The organism is Hungatella sp. L36, assembly GCF_014288035.1.
Genome location: NZ_JACOPC010000002.1, coordinates 420,759 through 440,460 on the forward strand (window position 1 = coordinate 420,759; position 19,702 = coordinate 440,460).

General features: G+C 50.4%; 20 protein-coding genes. 14 read left to right on the forward strand and 6 right to left on the reverse strand.

Annotated elements, in window-relative coordinates; translation table 11 throughout:
* The first annotated feature begins 9 nt into the window (after positions 1-9).
* Positions 10-513: an NUDIX hydrolase gene (locus tag H8S80_RS07560; protein WP_025531790.1), complete on the forward strand. Its 504-nt coding sequence runs from the start codon at positions 10-12 to the stop codon at positions 511-513.
* Here H8S80_RS07560 and H8S80_RS07565 read toward each other — a convergent pair.
* Positions 508-1,767: a nucleotidyltransferase gene (locus H8S80_RS07565; RefSeq protein WP_118033154.1), complete on the reverse strand. Its 1,260-nt coding sequence runs from the start codon at positions 1,765-1,767 to the stop codon at positions 508-510. The two genes, H8S80_RS07560 and H8S80_RS07565, sit on opposite strands and share 6 nt — an antisense overlap.
* 167 nt (positions 1,768-1,934) lie before the next feature.
* Here H8S80_RS07565 and pduL point away from each other — a divergent pair, with 167 nt between their 5' ends.
* The 7 genes from pduL to H8S80_RS07600 all read left to right on the forward strand — a co-directional run bounded on the left by pduL (position 1,935) and on the right by H8S80_RS07600 (position 8,627).
* The gene (gene pduL / locus H8S80_RS07570) at positions 1,935-2,504 is read left to right on the forward strand and encodes a phosphate propanoyltransferase (RefSeq protein WP_002604252.1); all 570 of its coding nucleotides are present in this window, start codon (positions 1,935-1,937) and stop codon (positions 2,502-2,504) included.
* Between the two features lie 21 nt (positions 2,505-2,525).
* Entirely contained in the window at positions 2,526-3,722 is a 1,197-nt protein-coding gene (locus tag H8S80_RS07575; RefSeq protein WP_002604251.1) for an acetate/propionate family kinase, read from the forward strand.
* Between the two features lie 86 nt (positions 3,723-3,808).
* Entirely contained in the window at positions 3,809-4,336 is a 528-nt protein-coding gene (locus H8S80_RS07580; protein ID WP_002604250.1) for a YceD family protein, read from the forward strand.
* Between the two features lie 2 nt (positions 4,337-4,338).
* Complete coding sequence (gene rpmF, locus H8S80_RS07585) at positions 4,339-4,521, forward strand: 50S ribosomal protein L32 (protein ID WP_002604249.1); 183 nt, start codon at positions 4,339-4,341, stop codon at positions 4,519-4,521.
* Between the two features lie 231 nt (positions 4,522-4,752).
* Positions 4,753-6,390, forward strand: coding sequence for a diguanylate cyclase domain-containing protein (locus tag H8S80_RS07590; RefSeq protein ID WP_002604248.1), 1,638 nt, complete (start codon positions 4,753-4,755; stop codon positions 6,388-6,390).
* A 234-nt stretch (positions 6,391-6,624) separates the two neighbouring features.
* Positions 6,625-8,157, forward strand: coding sequence for a Y-family DNA polymerase (locus H8S80_RS07595; protein WP_117631589.1), 1,533 nt, complete (start codon positions 6,625-6,627; stop codon positions 8,155-8,157).
* A 17-nt stretch (positions 8,158-8,174) separates the two neighbouring features.
* Positions 8,175-8,627, forward strand: a complete 453-nt coding sequence (locus tag H8S80_RS07600; protein WP_117631590.1) for a YolD-like family protein — start codon at positions 8,175-8,177, stop codon at positions 8,625-8,627.
* A 17-nt stretch (positions 8,628-8,644) separates the two neighbouring features.
* Here the strand turns inward: H8S80_RS07600 and H8S80_RS07605 are convergent, their stop codons facing one another.
* The 5 genes from H8S80_RS07605 to H8S80_RS07625 form a co-directional block, all read right to left on the reverse strand.
* Positions 8,645-9,391 carry a hypothetical protein gene (locus H8S80_RS07605; protein ID WP_117631593.1) on the reverse strand — a complete coding sequence of 249 codons (747 nt, stop codon included), beginning with the start codon at positions 9,389-9,391 and terminating at the stop codon, positions 8,645-8,647.
* Positions 9,384-11,573, reverse strand: coding sequence for a M1 family aminopeptidase (locus H8S80_RS07610; RefSeq protein ID WP_117631595.1), 2,190 nt, complete (start codon positions 11,571-11,573; stop codon positions 9,384-9,386). The genes H8S80_RS07605 and H8S80_RS07610 overlap by 8 nt, the downstream gene beginning before the upstream one ends.
* Before the next feature lies 1 nt (position 11,574).
* The gene (locus H8S80_RS07615) at positions 11,575-12,435 is read right to left on the reverse strand and encodes an ATP-binding cassette domain-containing protein (RefSeq protein WP_117631596.1); all 861 of its coding nucleotides are present in this window, start codon (positions 12,433-12,435) and stop codon (positions 11,575-11,577) included.
* A 65-nt stretch (positions 12,436-12,500) separates the two neighbouring features.
* Positions 12,501-14,012: a sensor histidine kinase gene (locus tag H8S80_RS07620; RefSeq protein ID WP_117631597.1), complete on the reverse strand. Its 1,512-nt coding sequence runs from the start codon at positions 14,010-14,012 to the stop codon at positions 12,501-12,503.
* Positions 13,993-14,658: a response regulator transcription factor gene (locus H8S80_RS07625; protein WP_002604241.1), complete on the reverse strand. Its 666-nt coding sequence runs from the start codon at positions 14,656-14,658 to the stop codon at positions 13,993-13,995. Before H8S80_RS07625 ends, H8S80_RS07620 begins: the two co-directional genes overlap by 20 nt.
* Positions 14,659-14,893: 235 nt before the next feature.
* On the opposite strand from H8S80_RS07625, the gene H8S80_RS07630 reads away from it, so the two are divergent.
* The 6 genes from H8S80_RS07630 (at position 14,894) to H8S80_RS07655 (ending at position 19,602) form a co-directional block, all read left to right on the forward strand.
* Positions 14,894-15,481, forward strand: coding sequence for a biotin transporter BioY (locus H8S80_RS07630; protein WP_002604240.1), 588 nt, complete (start codon positions 14,894-14,896; stop codon positions 15,479-15,481).
* The gene (bioB, locus tag H8S80_RS07635; RefSeq protein WP_117631598.1) at positions 15,478-16,446 is read left to right on the forward strand and encodes a biotin synthase BioB; all 969 of its coding nucleotides are present in this window, start codon (positions 15,478-15,480) and stop codon (positions 16,444-16,446) included. Before H8S80_RS07630 ends, bioB begins: the two co-directional genes overlap by 4 nt.
* Positions 16,439-17,143, forward strand: a complete 705-nt coding sequence (gene bioD / locus H8S80_RS07640; RefSeq protein ID WP_117631599.1) for a dethiobiotin synthase — start codon at positions 16,439-16,441, stop codon at positions 17,141-17,143. Before bioB ends, bioD begins: the two co-directional genes overlap by 8 nt.
* The gene (bioA, locus tag H8S80_RS07645) at positions 17,140-18,330 is read left to right on the forward strand and encodes an adenosylmethionine--8-amino-7-oxononanoate transaminase (protein WP_117631600.1); all 1,191 of its coding nucleotides are present in this window, start codon (positions 17,140-17,142) and stop codon (positions 18,328-18,330) included. The genes bioD and bioA overlap by 4 nt, the downstream gene beginning before the upstream one ends.
* Before the next feature lie 325 nt (positions 18,331-18,655).
* Entirely contained in the window at positions 18,656-18,868 is a 213-nt protein-coding gene (locus H8S80_RS07650; RefSeq protein WP_025530979.1) for a helix-turn-helix transcriptional regulator, read from the forward strand.
* Positions 18,865-19,602 carry a DUF3169 family protein gene (locus H8S80_RS07655; protein ID WP_117631602.1) on the forward strand — a complete coding sequence of 246 codons (738 nt, stop codon included), beginning with the start codon at positions 18,865-18,867 and terminating at the stop codon, positions 19,600-19,602. Before H8S80_RS07650 ends, H8S80_RS07655 begins: the two co-directional genes overlap by 4 nt.
* Positions 19,603-19,702 lie beyond the last annotated feature (100 nt).

The window sequence follows — 19,702 nt, forward strand, 5'->3', positions numbered from 1 at the left end:
GAAAAACCTATGGAATTGTGGGATGTTTACGACGAGAACAGGAAACTGACCGGTAAGACACATGAGCGGGGCGTGCCGCTGGGACCTGGGGAGTACCATATTATAGCCGATGTCTGGACCGTGAACCAGAGATCGGAGATACTGCTCACCAGAAGGCACCCGGATAAGCCGTACGGCCTTTTGTGGGAGTGTACCGGAGGATCTGTGCTGACAGGTGAGAACAGCGTGGAAGGGGCGCTCCGTGAGCTCTCAGAGGAAGTCGGAATCCACGCGTCAAAAGACGAGCTTCATCTGATCCACTCCATCTGTTTAAAGGAGCGGTTTGTGGATACGTACATTACCCGCCAGAATGTAAATCTGGAGGATTTAAAGCTTCAGGCGGAGGAAGTGGTAGATGCGAAGTTTGTCGTGTTTGATGAGCTGATGGAGATGTGGCGTCAGGGAATCGTGGTTCCGAAATCCAGGTTTCTGCTCTATAAAGATAAGATAGAGAATTTCATCCGGCCGTCATGACTTCATGACGACCGAATGCGTATATTCATTTTTCAAACGAGTATGATATTTTCCGGAAACGACGGCCTGGTAGAGGTGAGAACAGAACAGATCCTTCTGAAACATCTCCCACGCCGTTCCTTCCAGAAGATCGCCGGCGTCGGCCGTTTTCGTGATGAGAGGGATGGTCCCTCTTTTTTTGATGTCTGAAAGGACCGCGGAAGCACCGCGGTTAAAGCCGAGGACACGGGCGTAAGGCGCGTAATCTGCGGCGCGGCCGGCCATAATCTCCTGATCCGTGATGCCGAGCAGAAGGTGGAGCAGGGCGCGGCTGATTCTGGTATAGGTGTACTGCCGGGTCTTCAGCGCGCCTATCCGGTCTTCAAAAGAAGAGAAGGAGAGAAGCTCCTTCCTGATTCTGGCCGCCAGGTCGTCCGAGACATCGAGATACTGCTCAAAGGGATCCGATGCCGCCGTCATGCGCAGCAGCGCCGTATTAAGCAGCGTCGAGAAGTCATTTAAAAAGACCGGATAAGCCGGTTCCAGGAAGTCTCCGGCAAATGATGGCATGCCCTGGAGAACGGATGCGGGAAGCCCCTCGCCGCCGTTTGATGCGTTTGCTTCCAGCTCTTTTCGAATTGCGGAGGCGGAGCAGAAGACGTCGGAAAATCCGGTGTCGTGATATCCGCTTCCCTGACGCAGAACCGTGATGGGCCGGATCGGGCTTTTTCGTCTTATGAGAGCCTTTGCATATTCGATTCCCAAGATGTTGTTGGGAGAATCCAGGAGCTCTTTATCGAAGTCGCCGGTTAAAGAGAGTGCATGCGCCCGCGCCTGGGGCCAGGTGAAGCCTTTTTTAAGCTGTTCCTTCAGTGCCGCCGTATAAAGGTCCGGTTCTGAGGCTAAAATAGAAGCAGCACGGGAAATTTCTTCCATATTGCCGCATTCGCTTCCAAAACAGACGGAACCGACAACGCCCAGGCGGTCCAGGAGCGCGATCCCGCAGGCCGCGAAATCTTCCGCACTGCTGGCGGCGAAGATGGACGGCATCTCCAGTACCAGATCGGCGCCGGCTTCCAGGGCCATGGCTGTTCTTGCGTATTTGTCGAAAAGCGCCGGGGCGCCCCTCTGAACAAAGTCACCGCTCATGACGGCGATACAGTATTTAGCGCCGGCCAGTTCTTTGGCTTTTTGTATGTGCCAGGCATGTCCCTTGTGGAGCGGATTGTATTCCGCTATAATGCCGACGATGTAAGCATTTTCATTTTTCGTCATAAATTACGTCCTTTTTTTGCTGTTTTCCACTCTATTATGCAATTGTTTCATAAAAAATGCAAATTATTTCGAGACAGCACTTGAAAATTTTAATCAAAGCACATAGAATAGAAGCAGAATTGTAATATTCATTCATATTATTAAAAAGAACAGGAGAGAATATAGGTATGAAATTCTTGGTAGAAACGTCAGCGCGTCATGTACATTTAACTCAGGAACATCTTGAGATTTTATTTGGTAAGGGATATGAACTCACAAGAAAGAAAGATTTATCCCAGCCAGGACAGTATGCATGCGAAGAGAGAGTTACCATTGTAGGTTCCAAAAAAGAATTAGCCGGCGTATCCATCTTAGGACCGGTCAGAAAGGCAACTCAGGTAGAGCTTTCTTTAACGGATGCCCGTGCCATTGGCGTAGCTGCGCCGATTAAGGAATCCGGAGACATCGCTGGAAGCGGAGCATGTAAGATCGTCGGACCATGCGGAGAGATTGAGATCGCAGAGGGCGTAATCGCTGCAAAGCGTCATATTCATGCAACCAACGCAGATGCCGAGGCACTGGGCGTTAAGAACGGCGACATTGTATCCGTTAAGGTTGATACAGACGGCAGAAGCCTTGTATTCGGCGACGTAGTAGTTCGTGTAAGCGACAGCTATGCGCTGGCTATGCATATTGACACGGATGAATCCAATGCCGCTGCCTGTGGCAGAGAACAGTACGGCGAAATTGTAAAATAATAAAAGGAGAAATACTGTAAAATGAAGATTTTAGTTATCAACTGTGGAAGTTCTTCCTTAAAATATCAGTTAATCGATATGGAGAACGAAGAGGTTTTAGCAAAAGGATTGTGTGAAAGAATCGGTATCGAAGGCTCCAATTTATCCCACAAAGCAGCAGGTAAGGAAGAGCTGGAAGTTAAGAAAGAGATGCCGAATCACACGGTAGCGATCAAGATGGTTATGGACGCTCTGGTAGACCCGGAATACGGCGTGATCAAGGATACCAGCGAAATCTCGGCAGTAGGACACCGCGTACTGCACGCAGGGACTGTCTACAGTGACTCCATCGTTGTTAATGAGGATGTAAAGAAAGTAATCCGCGACTGCTTCGATTTAGGACCTCTTCACAATCCTGCAAACTTAATGGGAATTGAAGCGTGTGAGGAAGCGATGCCGGGAACACCGAACGTAGCCGTATTCGATACTGCATTTGGTATGAAGATGCCGGAGAAGGCAAGCTTATATGCGATTCCTTACGAATATTATGAGAAGTACAGCATTCGCCGTTACGGCTTCCACGGGACAAGCCACAGCTACGTATCCAAAGAAGCGATCAAGTACTGTGAATTAGATCCTGAGACAGCAAAAGTTATTGTCTGCCATTTAGGAAACGGCGCCAGCGTATCTGCTTCCATCGGGGGCAAGTGCGTTGATACCAGCATGGGATTAACTCCGTTAGAGGGCCTGATCATGGGTACCAGAAGCGGTGATATCGATCCGGCTGTTGTTCAGTTTATCTGCAACAAAGAGGGCAAGGATGTCAATGAAGTCCTGAATATCCTGAATAAGAAATCCGGTATTCTCGGAATGTCCGGCGGCGTATCCAGCGATTTCAGAGATGTTCAGAAGGCACAGAGTGAAGGAAACCATAAGGCAGATGTTGCGATCCAGGCCTTCATCTACCGTGTAGCCAAATACATCGGCGCATATGTAGCCGCTATGAACGGCGTTGATGCCATCGTATTTACCGCTGGTGTCGGTGAAAACGATAAGCCGATCAGAGGCGCTGTATGTGAATATTTAGGATATCTCGGCATCGAAATCGATCCTGAGATCAACAAGGCAAGAGGCAAGAGAGTGACCATTTCCACTCCGGAATCCAAGGTAAAAGTATGCGTGATCCCGACTAACGAGGAACTGTCCATCGCCAGAGAAACATTAGCCCTTGTGAAATAACTGGTTGTTTAATATTGGAAATATTTTGTTGACAAATGATGCGCGCCTGTGTATAATAGCATAGGTGCGTATTAATGGAGATTAATATGCTTATTAATTTGTCAGAGTTGTTTACCCTGGAAGGGAAAGAGAAAACTTATACACCCGATATTGAAATGGACATCTATCATTGCCCTAACGGCGATTATGAGGTGGCCTCCAAGGATAAGGTGGTTCTGCGAATTATGAATCTGGGTGACCGGAAGCTGGAAGTTGAGGGGAAGGCAAAGCTTACTCTGAAAGTTCCGTGTGACCGCTGCCTCGATCCGGTGGAAGTACCGTTGGAATTTGATATTATCCGCACTCTGGATTTGAATGAATCTGAGGAAGAGCGTGTAGAAGATCTCGATGAACAACCATATTTAAGTGGTTATAATCTGGATGTGGACCAGTTGGTTTGTGATGAACTCATACTGAATCTGCCTATGAAGGTTCTCTGCAGTGAAGACTGTAAGGGGATTTGTAATAGATGTGGAACAAATCTCAACCATGAGACTTGCGACTGCGATACAAGGTCTTTGGACCCCAGAATGGCGGTCATCCAGGATATTTTTAAACAGTTTAAGGAGGTGTAACCATGTCTATCTGTCCAAAGAACAAATCTTCTAAAGCTAGAAGAGACAAACGTAGAGCAAACTGGAAGATGAGTGCTCCGAACTTAGTTAAGTGCAGCAAGTGCGGCGAACTTATGATGCCTCACAGAGTTTGCAAGGCTTGCGGTTCTTATAACAAGAAAGAAATCATCAGCGTTGAAGACTAATTTTCAACAATCTTTATGACATGAGCATGAAGTGCAATGAAGACCCCCGGAGGATTTCCTCCGGGGGTTTTTGTTATTGGATGGCGTGATGTATTTGTGACCGGTGCGATGTGATTGTTGATGACATACGCGCAGGGGAGTGGTAAACTATGACTAAGATCGATAAAAAGAACGGTGTACTGCTGTAACAACCGATAAACGGAATATCGCACAATGGGAAATGAGGACTTTATGAAATCAGAAAAGCTGCAGACAAAAATAAACAAGTATTTTACGATATTTATTGTTTGTATTATTGTCACGCTGTCGGTGATGATCGGCCGGTACTCTGGTTATAAGCTGCAGACAGAAACAGGGGAGAACTTAACCGATATGGCCGGTCAGATCTCCGCGCAGCTCGACCAGTTTATGTGGAATCATTATCACCAGCTCGATATGCTGAAGGCCGCCAGCTCCCTTGTCTCCGATGGGAATTACAGAATCGATTCCACACTGATAAAACAGCTTCAGGCTTCCTTTCCGTCCTTTTCCTGGGTAGGGGTTACCGATGCGAACGGCATCGTCAAAGCGTCCAGCGGCGATATTCTGTTAGATTCGGACATTTCCGCCAGACCCGTATTTATAGAGGGAGCGAAAGGGGATTTTATAGGGGATGTCCATGAAGCCCTTCTGCTTTCGGAGCTGCTCCCCAATCCTTCGGGAGAGCCGCTTCGCTTTGTCGATATCAGTTCTCCTCTCTATGATAAAGAGGGGAATTTCAAAGGTGTCCTGGCCGCTCACTTAAACTGGAACTGGGCTCAGGAACGGGTTGCAATGACCGCCGATACCTTCAGCGACAGCAAAAGAATGGATGTACTTGTACTCAGTAAGGATTACGACGTTCTGCTGGGGCCGAATGAACTCATCGGTGAATCTCTGGAACAGACAATGGTCCCCATTAGCAGGAGCAGCGAACGCCATTGGGCTTCCATCACATGGCCGGACAAGCAGAAGTATTTGACTGGTTTCAGTACCTCTGTCGGTTATGACGACTATAGCGGTCTCGGCTGGACGGTGGTCGTTCGCCAGCCGGTAAATATCGCTTATCAAAATATCGTGCAGCTTCTGCTTTGGCTGGCTGTCAGCGGTGTATTTCTCCTGTTCCTGTTTATGATTCTAGGTGGAGCGATATCGAGAAAGCTCACCGAACCCTTAAATGAGCTTTCCGAGGTGGCTACGCTTTTAAAAGCGGGACATAAGGTTCCGATGCCTGACTGCAATGGAATCTATGAGTTGGAGAAGCTGGAATCGGCCCTTTCTGACCTGTTCAGCGATTTAAATGTAACTGATGCCGCGTTATGTGAAATGAAGACCATCGCGACCACCGACCCGCTCACCGGTTTGAAAAACAGGCTGGCCTTTGAAACCTATATCAATCAGTGCAGCGATACGCTGGACCGGTCGGCCCAATCTCTTGCAATCCTTTATATGGATTTGGATGGATTCAAAACGGTCAATGACCAATTCGGCCACGACATCGGCGATAAATTACTGATCGAGATTTCCAGACGGCTTACTGCTGCTGTACGCAGTCATGAGATTATCGCCAGAATTGGCGGGGATGAATTCTTAATTGCCCTGATTGCGCCCATTGATATGACGGCATCCAACGTTGAACAGACCGCACAGCGCATTATCAAGGCGATCAATCAGCCGTTCTACTGTGAGAATCACAGGATCCAGGTGGGATGCAGCATAGGAAGCGCTGTTTTTCCTGGAGACAGCACAGAGCCGCAGACTGTCATTAAGTATGCGGATAAGGCGTTATACTATTCGAAGTCCCATGATAAGAACAGACTCACCAGCTATGCGTCTATTGGCATCGAGTAAGAGTTTGTATGGAAGCTTTACCAGCCGGGGGGTCTGCCTTCGGCTGGTAATAAACAATCATATCTTTTTTTTCTGTGGTCTATAAATACTCTTGTCATAATAAACAAAAGTATTTTTCCAATCCGTTTTCATCAGTACTATTTTTTCCCAACTATCATTTCACTGGATATTTTTCAGTAATTGTGGTATTCTATTCTTAATAAGAACATATGTTTGCATTGGAGGCATCCAGCTATGAAAACATCTGAAAATCGAATCTATGCGGCCATCGACTTAAAGTCGTTTTACGCCTCCGTGGAATGCATCGAACGCGGGCTTGATCCGCTGGCTACCAACCTTGTCGTGGCAGATGCAAGCCGGACCAGCAAGACGATCTGTCTCGCGGTTTCCCCGGCGCTCAAGTCCTATGGCATTCCGGGGCGTGCCAGATTGTTTGAGGTGATTCAGAAGGTGAAAGAGGCGAACACGGGACGGAGACAAGGGGCTCCTGGATTCCGTTTTTCCGGGTCTTCTGTGAATGACCGGGATTTAAAGGCGGATTCGGCCCTTTCCATCGACTATATCGCGGCGCCGCCCCGTATGGCGCTGTATATGGAATACAGTACAAGGATTTATAATATTTATCTGCGCTACATTGCGCCGGAAGATATCCACGTTTATTCCATCGATGAGGTGTTCGTGGATGTGACCGACTATCTGCGTACCTATAGGCTTACGGCCCGTGAGCTTGTCAGAAGGATGGTCATGGATGTGCTAAAGGAGACCGGTATTACGGCCACGGCAGGCATAGGGACGAACCTGTACTTAGGGAAAGTCGCCATGGACATCGTAGCCAAACACATCGCGCCGGATGAGAATGGGGTCAGAATCGCGGAACTGGACGAGGATTCCTACCGCCGCATATTATGGACACACAGACCGCTTATGGATTTTTGGCGAGTAGGGCGGGGGTATGCCAAGAAGCTGGAGGCCGCCGGTCTGTATACCATGGGGGACATTGCCAGATGCTCCCTGGGGAAGCCGACGGATTACCATAATGAGGAGCTGCTCTACAAGCTGTTCGGCATCAACGCAGAGCTTCTCATAGACCATGCGTGGGGCTGGGAGCCGTGTACGATGGCAGACGTGAAGGCTTATAAACCGGAGACGAACAGCACCGGCTCCGGCCAGGTGCTGCAGTGTCCCTACGACTATGCGAAAGCGAGACTGATCGTCCAGGAGATGACAGATCTGCTGGTGCTGGATTTGGTGGATAAGGGACTTGTAACAGATCAGGTGGTGCTGACTGTGGGCTACGACATTGAGAATCTGACGAGGCCTGAGATCAGTAATAAGTATAAGGGCGCCGTCACCACAGACCACTACGGCCGCAGGGTTCCGAAACACGCCCATGGAACGGTGAATCTAAACCGGCAGACTTCTTCCACAAAACTGATCATGGACGCGGCCATGGATCTGTACGACAGGATCGTCGATCAGGAGCTGCTGGTCCGCAGGATTTACATTACCGTGAATCATGTGGTGGAGGAAAGCAGTATTTCAAGGCAGGAGAGCTTTGAACAGATGGACCTGTTTACCGATTACGAGGCTCTTCAAAAGCAGAGGGAACTGGAAGAACAGGAACTGGAACGGGAAAGGCAGCTTCAGAAGGCTGTCCTGGATATTAAGAAGAAATTCGGGAAAAATGCCCTCCTGAAAGGTATGAACCTTGAAGAGGGGGCCATGACAATCGAACGCAACCACCAGATCGGCGGTCATAAGGCGTAATTATACAGGAGGTATCCATGCAGAGAGAGGCGGATCGACCAGATCGCTATGACGACATCATTCATTTGCCCCACCATGTTTCCACAGCGCATCCCAGCATGGCGGTATCTGACCGCGCGGCACAGTTTTCTCCGTTTGCGGCCCTGACCGGCCATGATGCGGCCATTCAGGAAACGGCGCGGCTGACTGACCAGAAGATTGAACTTGATGATAACAGCAAGGAGATCCTGAATGATAAGCTGCTGCTGTTGATAGAAAAAATAAAGGAACAGCCAGCCGTAACGGTCATCTTTTTCGTTGCAGACGAGCGAAAAGCCGGCGGTTCCTACGTCACTGTCCATGGCCGTGTCAGGAAAGTGGATCGTTACAGGGACGTGCTGATTATGCTGGATGGAACGGTAATTCCCCTCGATGATATTGTTGAAATAGAGGGTGAGGCATTATGCCCTGTGGACTTTAGATTTTATTGATAAATTCTATCACCGTTTCAAGCCGACCATGGAACATTCCGTTTATGAATATGAAACAGTTCCGGCCTTTGCGTGTAAATAAATGCCGCAGCGCCAATGAGAACCATGGCACATTTTCCTGCTACGGACGAGACCGGCATGGAAAACGCGGGATCCAGGTATTCCAGTGTCAGCGGGTACTGCGAGAAAAGAGCGCCGCTGTAGAGATCGAGGCTGTCGGGAAGCGGGAGAAAGCCTGTTCCAAATACCAGAGCCATCATTGGAAAAAGCAGGGAGGCGTGAATTTGTCCCGCCAGCAGACCGGTTCCCAGCAGAAGAATCATCGGAGGCAGAACCGCCGCCAGCGCTGGCACCACGTACTCACCGACAGGGACGTCCCTGCCGAATAAGGCCAGCAGGAATCCAATTCCCAGGGCGGCCAGAAGAAGCACCAGCAAAAGCCAGGCAGCGGCCGCAGCGCCGCATTTTACGAGCCGGTAGACACTTGGATTCTGCGCGGCCGTGGTGGTCAGCACAGCTGTTCGGCGGGCCGTATTGCTGCACTGGTTCCACACAAGGAACAGCAGGGCCACGCAGAGCAGGGGCAGAAGCTGTGACAGATAGCTGCCAAAACTCCAGGGGGAAAAGGGCGCGGTATGGGCTGTGCCCAGAATCGTTGTGGTATTTAATAGCTGCCATCCATACCAGATGGTTACGGCGCTTAAGCCGAGGTAAAATTTGCTGAACACCATACGGCGCAGCTCATATCGGAATATCTTATTCACGTTCCACCTCCCCTTTCTTTAAGCCACAGGCATCTAAAAAATCCTTCAGCGTGATCATATCGGACGATCCGGAGGCCTGCCTGGTGTAGAGTTCGGACCAGATTTCATCAATTTTCTGCGGACCTGCCTTCTCGGCAGCGCGGTAGATCATCAGGGCGTTGCCGTCATACCAGTTGGCGCTGCTTCTGGAGGCCAGAATCTCATTTGAGTAGCGTTTGGGAAGGCGGTCTAAGTATTCCGGATGGCGCTGATAAAAGGACGCGTGCTGATCCTCCATGACAGCCTTCCATTTGTCTGTATAGTTTTCCCGGGCATAGTCTTCGCCCATAATTTCACTCATAAGACGGTAGGTGGTATAGACGGTGATTCCCTCGTCATTCCAGTCCTCGTCCTCCGGATCGTACAGCGTTGCGCCTAAGCCCCACCACTGGTGGATGATTTCATGGGCCAGGACCTCGGCGCTGGCCGGTCCTTTGTCCGGATTGTTGAGATTCTCGTCGCTGAAGTACGTTTCACCCATGCCGCTGATGCTGCGGTTAGCAAAACCGCCGAATTGAAATGCAGTCAGCTGGACGATCTTAAACGGTTTGTCTTCGGTAAAGGAACGGGGACCATAGTGGCTGGTGCAGTAGGCGATGGCCTGTTCCATCAGCTCCAGGGCTCCGTTTTCCAGGCGTGACTGGTATTTTTTGCTGTAGTAAAACTGGATAGGCATACCGCTGCCTGTGGCCAGCTCTTTATAGACATAGTCTCCGGCAAACAGCTGTATCCGATCGGTTCCCTGATCGGTAATAACCCAGCTGACGGTCCCGTCACGGTTATCGGAAAGCTGCTTTGGAGAACCGGTAGAGACGGGAGTCATGGCAGCCGGCAGCGTGATGGTTAAGGTGACAGGCGTATCTTCATCCTCCACGGGGGCGCAGCCTGCTACCGTGGGAGCGAGATGGTGGCTTGCAAGATAAATGCCTCTGCTGCTGATGTAGTTTCCGGACAGCTCCCGTTCCTGCGCATTCCAGATGCGGGGCATGCCTCCGTATGTAATCACAAGGCTGATTTCCTCATCCGCAGGCAGCGTACACCGCAGCTCTCTGGAAGCGATATAGTCATTTTTCAGATCCTCGAAAGGAAGCGGCTCCCCATTTGCAGTGATGGAACGGACACGATAGCCACTGTTTAAATTGAAGTAAAGCTCCTGTGGACTGCCGGAATTGTTGCGAATCTGCCAGGAGGCCTCCCCCGATAGAGTCCCCATCAGGAAGCTGTCGATGGTCACGTTCAGGGATGTACTCTCTGTGGTCAGATGTTCATGAAACCGATCGGCTGTCTCCATGGAAATCCAGTCCTCGGGACAGTGGTCTATAAAGGGCTGCCTGTTCCATAAAACAGCACCCAGAAGCAGAAGCAGTATGGAGAAAATAGGGAGTACCGGTCTTTTGATTCTGTGAATCAGGGAACCGGCTGCCCCTTTTCCGTACTGCCGGACACACAGAAGAGAGAGAAGCCAGCCGCCGCCCAGCAGGCACAGCCAGACCAGACGGCTGTAGAACGCGGTGCGCCATACGACAGCGCTCCCGAAGGCGTCGGACAGGGTGGAAACCAGAGGAATATTCCAGTGAGCGAGAAAGTACTGGCTGCACCAGCGGCTGCGCGAAAAGATCACAGCGACCAGCAGTGCAAGAACGCTCACATCCAGCCGTCCGGTTATCTGGATCGCCATGGCGGCAGCCAGAGTCCCCATGACAGGACCTGACAGCAGAAATAAGAGAACGGCCAGCCAGTAATCTGAGAAGGAGAACACGATATTTAATTTCCACATGGTGTACGGAAGGTAGAGAATTCCGACAGCCAGGGACGTCAGGACAGCCAGACTCAACACAGCCAGCAGCCGTATGGCGTGCATCTTCACTGGCGGGATAATCGTCTCTATGAGGGCTGCAGTGCCGCTGCGGGCGGGCTGATCCAGGGCCGCAAGGATCAGCAGGGCGAAGAGAAGCGTCCCTGCCATTCCGCCGGTCAGCATCGGATTCGCCAGATAGAGCGCGCCCATAGAATCTCCGATGGTAGGATGATAAAAGGAATAGCCGGCAATGGGGGCCAGCGCGGTCAGTGCGGCGGCCAGCCAGGCCAGACGATTCCGCATGAGACGGCCGAATTCCACACGAAAGAGTGAGGATGCATTCATATTATTGCTCCTCCTTCGTGATGAGGTAGAGATAAGCGTCCTCCAGTGTGGGTTCTGCCGCCTCGGCCTCCGGTGGAAGAGTTTTTGCCACGCCGCGGCAGAGCACACCCTTTGCCGTATTGATCCGGGAGGTGATGTGAAGGCCAGAATCTCTGCGTATACTGGCATCTTCAAGAAACACGCCCACATGCCCGGAAGCCTGGCGGATCAGCTCCTCCGGAGTACCTGTGAAAAGGATCCGGCCATGGTTGATGATGATGAGGCGGTTGCACACAGACTGTACATCGTCGATGATATGAGTGGACAGCAGCACCAGCCTGTTTTGTGCCGTTTCCGAAAATAAGTTCCGAAAGCGAATACGTTCCTCGGGATCCAGACCTACGGTAGGCTCATCGAATATCAGGAATTCAGGCATTCCCAACAGAGCCTGTGCGATTCCTACCCGCTGGCGCTGTCCGCCGGACAGAGTCCGTATACGGGTTTTGCGCAGCTCCTTTAAGCCGGTGGCAGCGAGCGCCTCGTCAATAGCGGCTCTGCTGTCAGGGCAGCCCTTGAGAGCAGCCATATAGTCCAGAAACTGCCAGACCGTAAGCTCGTCGTAAAGTCCGAAATGCTGGGGCAGGCAGCCGAGTTTTCCCTTTAAAGCTCTTTCACATTTCACCAGGGGCTCGCCGTCAACGGTTATACTTCCCGAGGACGGCAGAAGCCCTGCGACCAGCAGCTTCATCAGCGTTGATTTTCCGGCGCCGTTGGGGCCGAGAAGGCCGATGAGGCTTGGACTCTCCATCGTCAGGCTGATATCGTGAAGCGCCTGTTTTCCTGTTGGATAGATCATATTTACGTGTTCAATATTTATCCGCATATTGTTTTTCCTCCTGCGTGTATTCCCATTGATTATAAATGATCCATTTGGAGGTGAGATGGATTTTATGTGTAGTTTTCATGGAGACTGTCGTCTTTCTGACAACTGAAATTCACCGTTACCCGGACTCCGATCCCGGTATTCATGACCGTGCACGCGGCTTCATGACGGTCCAGAATCATCCTGGCAAGATAGAGCCCGAGACCGCTGCCTCCGGTCTCACGGCTGCGGGATGCCTCTACCCGGTAAAAGGGTTCAAAAAGGCGGGGGAGTGATTCTGGTGGGATGTGGACTCCGCTGTTCTCTATGTCCAGAATAAACCCCGTGTCCCCTTCGGAGAGAGTGACTGAAATAAGAGCCGCATCCGGTGAGTATTTCAAGGCATTGGTCAGCAGGTTGGATATGGCGCAGCTTAACAGGACCCGGTCTCCCTGGATCACGGCTTTTGGTGGTAAAGAGACGGATATCTGCTGTTCTTTCAGCTGGGCGAAATCCTCGGCCAGATCGAGCTGTTCCTGAATCAGTTCCGTCAAGCTGACCGGATCGCTGCGGACAGCGGAGTCGTCCTGTTCCATACGGAAAATCGTCAGCATTTCCTGAATCAGCTTCTCCATGCGGCCGGTTACAGCGAGAGACCGGGCCAGATATTTATCCCGGTCCTGATAGATGTCCACCCCGGCCAGCATACCGGAAAGCTGTCCTTTCAGGACTGTAACCGGTGTTTTCAGTTCGTGGGAAGCGGCGGCAAAAAAGGCGGACCGGCGGTGTTCCATCTCGCGTTCCCGGTCAATGTCCTCCTGAAGAGAAGCGTTCGCATCCCGGAGCTCCGACAATGCGTCTCTGAGATGATCGGAGAGTTCGTTTAAATTTCTGCCAAGCATACCGATTTCATCTTTTCGTGTCTCCGGACATTTCCAGTCGAAATCGAGGGACGCCAGCTTTCGGGAGATACCGCTGAGCCTGACAATGGGCCGGGTGATGCAGCGGGAGTAAAAAAGAGCCCCCAGCAGGGAGATGACAAACATAATCAGAATAAGACAGGGCAGCACACGCCGCATGGCCTCGGAGGTCTCATTGACAGCGGAAACACGGATAACGACGCTTAAATCATACGGCTTGCCGCTTCCCTTGAACGTTACGGCCGCATCCCAGTCCGTACTCGTATATTCGACTTCCGAGGAATCGGAAACGACTGCGGTAGCAGTGGAACGGCATGTGGATACGGAAGAGCCATCATCTTCTATGATGACTGAATCCACAGCCTCCTCCTCCGGTGCATTGCCGGGCAGGAGGGACGTTTCTCCGTCTCCGGCCGTAATCAGAATCTCCGCGTTGTTCTCCTTCTCAAAACGGGAGATCAGCGGACCGCTTTCCTCAAAGGTCGTTTCCCCTAAATCGCTGATCAGCCGGTCCACCTTTTCGTTTAAATTATCGGCAATGATGGAGCGATAGGATATCGGCGTCGCCCATGCGAGAAAGAGATAGGTTACACTGCTGGATATGAGCAGAATCACGATCGTCATCAAGAAAATGCGCGCTGTCAGACTTGTCCGGATATCAATGAATCTTTTCAACACGGTATCCCACCCCCCTTACCGTTTCAATATAGTCACGGTTCAGCTTCTTTCGCAGATTTTTGATATGGCTGTCCACGATGCGCTCATCACCGATAAAATCGTAATTCCATAGTTGTCCCAACAGCACAGAACGGGTCAGAACACGCCCCTGATTCTGTAAAAGCTCTTTTAAAAGTTCAAATTCCCGGGTGGTCAGATCGAGCAATGCTCCATCTACGGTTACCCGGTACGCGTCTAAGTCCATGACGATGTCACGGTAGATGAGCTGACGGCTTTCTGCATCAGACCCGGTCCGGCGCAGGACCGCGGCAATTTTTCTCAAAAGTATGGGCATGGAAAATGGTTTTGTCACGTAGTCATCGATCTGCAGATCGAATCCGCGGATCTGGTTTTCCTCTGTATCCAGAGCCGTCACCATGATGACCGGCACATCAGATTCCCTGCGGATGAGCTCGCATACGCCGTAGCCGTCGATCTTGGGAAGCATTAAGTCCAGCAGGATTAAATCCCAGCTTTCCCGGTGGAAACAGTCCATCGCCTGGATTCCGTCACTGGCCGCAGACACGCTGTAACCGGCGTCACGCAGATATGCACAAAGCATTTCCTGAATATCGGGTTCGTCTTCAATAACTAAAATTCGTTTCATAGGTTACTCCTCCTGTAAGCCAGTATATCATGGCTCTTTGAATTTTGCGTGGAGTTTTCTGAGATTCTTTCTTTAAATTATTTGTTTAAATACAGTTATATTGGCAGGGAGAGAATGTAAACTTTATAATGATATAAGTTGACATTTGCGTTATTTATTGGTAATATCTATATTATTACAATTGTAAACTTAATATATATTATAGTTTACAATCAAAAAAGCAACAGGAGGAACTATGGCAGAAAGAGCAGAAAAGAAACTACAATACACCTCGGCGATAAACCTTACATACACCGCCATGTTTACAACGCTGATTGCCGCCGGAGCGTTTATCAAAATTCCGGTGCCCGTGGTGCCGTTTACGCTTCAGTTTTTATTTACCATGCTGGCGGGGCTGCTGTTAGGCGGAAAGGGCGGAGCGCTCAGTGTAGCCCTCTATATGATATTAGGCTTGGCCGGGCTTCCGATTTTTGCGGAAGGAGGCGGGCTCTGGTACCTTTTAAAACCCAGCTTCGGTTATATCATCGGTTTCTGTCTGGCAAGCTATGTAACTGGAAAAATGGTTGAAAAGCAGTATCCACTGACGATTAAAAAGCTGCTGACCGCAAATTTCACCGGTCTGTTCATCGTTTACGGCGTGGGGATGATTTATTACTATATTATCTGCAATTTCATCATCAATACGCCGATCGGACTGTGGCCTCTGTTTTTGTACTGCTTTATTCTGGCAGTTCCGGGTGATCTCTGTTTGTGCGTTCTGGCCGCGTATCTTGTAAAGCGCATTCAGCCTGTTATGAGGAAAATGAGGGGAATGGGAATATGATTGAAGAGTTAAAGGAACGGGTATTGGCAGGAGAACAGATTAATCGGGCAGAAGCGCTGTGTCTGGCAGAGGCGCCGTTAAAGGAGCTGACCGAAGCAGCGGATGAAATCCGTACCCGCTTTTGCGGCCGCACATTTGACCTGTGCACAATTATCAATGGAAAATGCGGCAGATGTTCGGAGGACTGTAAGTACTGCGCCCAGAGTGTCCATTACCACACCGCCTGCACCGGGGCATATGAGCTCCTGTCAACGGAAAAGCTTGTGGAACAGGCAAAATATAACGCGGAACAGGGCGTCCTTCGTTATTCCATTGTGACCTCCGGAAAAAGGCTTTCTGACCGGGAAGTGGATGCAGTTTGTGAAAGCATACGCGAAATAAGAGCGCAGGTCGGAATTTTGGTATGCGTTTCTTTCGGGCTCTTATCAGAAAGGCAGTTTGAGAAACTGAAACGTGCCGGGGCATCACGGGTTCACTGTAATCTGGAGACGTCTGAGCGCTATTTCCCCCAGGTCTGCACCACGCACACCTACCGCGATAAGATTGAGACCTTAAAGGCCGCCGTAAGAGCCGGGCTTGACGTCTGTTCCGGCGGCATCATTGGCCTGGGAGAGACTATGGAGGATCGTATCGATATGGTCCTGACTGCCAGGGGACTGGGCGTTAAATCGATTCCGGTAAATCTGCTGAATCCGATTCCCGGAACCCCTTATGAACATAATCCGGTTCTCACCAACGAAGAATTATGCCGGACGGCGGCCGTATTCCGTTTTCTGATCCCGGATGCCTCCATACGCCTGGCAGGCGGCCGGGGGCTGGTGGAGGATAAAGGGAAAATGTGTTTTAAGAGCGGGGCTAACGCAGCCATAAGCGGAGATATGCTGACCACCGCAGGGATTACGGTACAGACGGATATGGAACTGCTGAAAAACATTGGATACGAGGTAAAATTGGACGATGAGTAAAAATATCTTTATCACCGGGACCGGGACGGATATCGGAAAAACGTTTGTGACTGGTCTGATTGTCAAAAAGCTGCATGAGAGCGGACGCAGCGCCGCCTACTATAAAGCTGCCATGAGCGGAAATGAACGCAGGGAAGATGGGAGCCTGATACCGGGGGATGCGCTGTATGTAAAGACAGTCTCCGGCATCGGACAGCCTTTGGAGGAAATGTGTCCGTACATCTATGAAAATGCCTTTTCGCCTCACCTTGCCTCGCGGCTTGAGGGAAATCCGGTGCAGATGCAGGTGGTGAAAGAGGGCTTCGAAGCCGTAGGCCGGAAGTATGAATACGTCACCATGGAGGGCAGCGGCGGCATCCTCTGTCCCCTCTGTTACGACGAAGCAAAGATTCAGCTGGAGGATGTGATCCGGGAACTGGGACTGGCCTGCCTGATCGTCGCAGACGCGGGGCTCGGCACAATCAACGATGTGGTCCTCACGGCCGGGTACATGCGCGCCCGGAATATTCCTGTGAAAGGAATTATTTTCAACCATTACCATGCCGGAGATGTGATGGAGGAGGACAATCGGAACATGTGTGAATCGCTGACAGGCCTTACCGTGCTGGCCTGTGTCAAAGACGGCGATACGGAGCTGGCCATGGAGGCAGAGGCGCTGGCGTCGTTATATGAGCCGGGAGAGGAGGTATCCATATGATCTGGTATCCATATCAGCAGATGAAGACGATGAAACCGCCTTATAGGATTGTCAACGCGGAGGGTGTCTGTCTTTATACGGAGGATCGGAAACTGATAGACTCTGTATCGTCCTGGTGGAGCGTGATTCACGGATATAAGCATCCGGTGCTGACTGAGGCGGTCAAGTCTCAGGCGGACTGCTTTTCCCATGTCATGCTGGGGGGACTGACCCATGAACCGGTGGAAAAGCTGTCGGCCAAACTACAGGAATGGCTGCCGGGAGATTTAGACTACTGCTTCTTTTCGGACTCCGGAAGCGTGGCGGTGGAGGTGGCCCTGAAAATGGCGCTGCAATTCTATACAAACCGGAATATCAGACGGGAGAAAGTCCTGTCTCTGACTCATTCTTACCACGGCGATACCTTTAAAGCGATGGAGGTAGGAGACGATGAGGATTACCACTTCGCCTTCGGGGAGAAAAAGAATGTTATTCATATACCGACGGAAATACCGGCGCTGGAGGAAGCATTTTACCTTCATCACGACGAACTGAACTGCCTGATCGTCGAACCGCTTCTGCAGGGGGCCGGTGGCATGCTTATGTACGACATATCTTTCTTAAAGCGGGCCAGAGAGCTGTGCGATGAGTATGATGTGCTTCTGATCTTCGATGAGGTGGCCACCGGCTTTGGCCGGACAGGGCACCGGTTTGTGGCCGATCTGGTATGCCCGGATATTCTGGTGCTGGGAAAGGCGCTGACCGGCGGCTATATCGGGCACGCGGTGACGGTTGCGAACCATAAGGTATACCAGGGCTTTTACGGGGATGATCCCTTCCTGGCGCTGATGCATGGCCCTACTTTTATGGGAAATGCCCTGGCCTGCAGCGTGGCGTTAAAATCGATTGAACTTTTCGAGTCGGAAGACTATATGGCGAAAATCAGCCGGATCGCGGCAATTACCAGGAGAGAGATGGAGGGCTTCGAGGACAGCCGCATAAAAGAGGTGCGCATGATGGGGGGCTGCGTCTGCGTGGAGGTCTTCGATCCGGCTGTATTGGAGGGATACCAGCAGTTCGCATTTGAACGGGGCGTATTCAGCCGTCCGTTTTTGAGATATCTGTACGCGATGGTTCCGTATGTGATCGAGGAGGCGGAGCTGGTAATGGTATTGGATACGATGAAGGCCTGGTTTCAGAGGCGTTAATCAGGGCATTGCATGCCTGATCAGGTTTTCGGACGGGATAAGCCTGTAATCTGATAAATAAAACGGTAATCTGATAAAAGAGATGGGCTGATGGTTAAAAAATATATTTAACCGTCAGCCCATTTTGTATGCTCCGGATTCACTGTGTTCCTGATCCGCTATATTCCTGATTCATTGATAACGGGATCTGTTCCTTAAATGCAGCGGTTGGCTGACAAATATTGTTGTCAAAATATGTTGACAAGGAAAGTTGTCAATGCTATACTGAGGTGACAAGAATAGTTGTCAATTTGCAAATGGTAATTGTCATATGGAAAGGAGAGCTATGCCATTATATAACAGGTTGAAGGAACACCGGGCAAGGCTCGGCGTGAATCAGGCGGAGTTGGGTAATCTGGCAGGTGTGTCCAGGCAGACGATCAGCTTAATAGAGCGGGGCGATTACTCCCCCTCGGTGACATTGGCGCTTAAGCTGGCACGGATTCTGTCCGTGACAGTGGAAGACATTTTTGCGTATGAAGAGGAGGAGACAAAATGAAAGTGAAAAATTCATATTTAAAATTAATGCTGTGGACTTTGTCAGGGGCGGCGATTGGAGCCGGGCTTGGAGCCGGATCCATCTTATTTGCAAAAGGGAGGGCTGCATCCCTGGCAGAACTGCTGTATGTGGGAGCAGTGCGGTCTGCCTTATGGATTCAGCTGATAGTCTGGCTGGTACTGGGAGGCTGCTCCCTGGTTTTGATGAACAAGGCAAAAAAGTGGTCTCCCCTTATGGATTCCGATGAGGAAGGCGTAACGGAGAAAAAGGTAGGCAACGCTCAGAATACTGTTTTGACTCTTACCAATGTCAATTTGGTCATTCAGTTTATGGCATTCGGCATAGGATTCGATAAGAGAAACACGTTTGCGCTTTTGTCTGTGGTCGTATTTTTAGTATCCACAATCTCCATGGTCTGTGTGGAAATAGCGGTTATCAAACAGGTGAAAAAGACGAATCCACTGAAAAAGGGAGATCCTGCGGATTTGTCCTTTTTGAGGACGTGGGAAGAGAGCTGTGATGAAGCGGAACGGCTGCAGATTTACCGCTGCGGCTATAAGGCATTTCAGATAACGAGACATTCACTTTTGTTTGGACTTGTGATCGCATTTATAGGAAAGATAAACATGGGAACGGGCAGTATGTCGATCCTGCTGTTAGGCCTGATCATGTTGATTCAAAGCATTTCCTATGGAATCTATTCCTTGAGAGAAGGAAAAGGATTGCGGGAATAGGATTGTAATTTCACATGATATGAGGGCATGATATAAAGAAAAGGAAGTGATTTGCCGAAATCACTTCCTTTTCTTTATATCCTTACGGCTGCAGACCGAA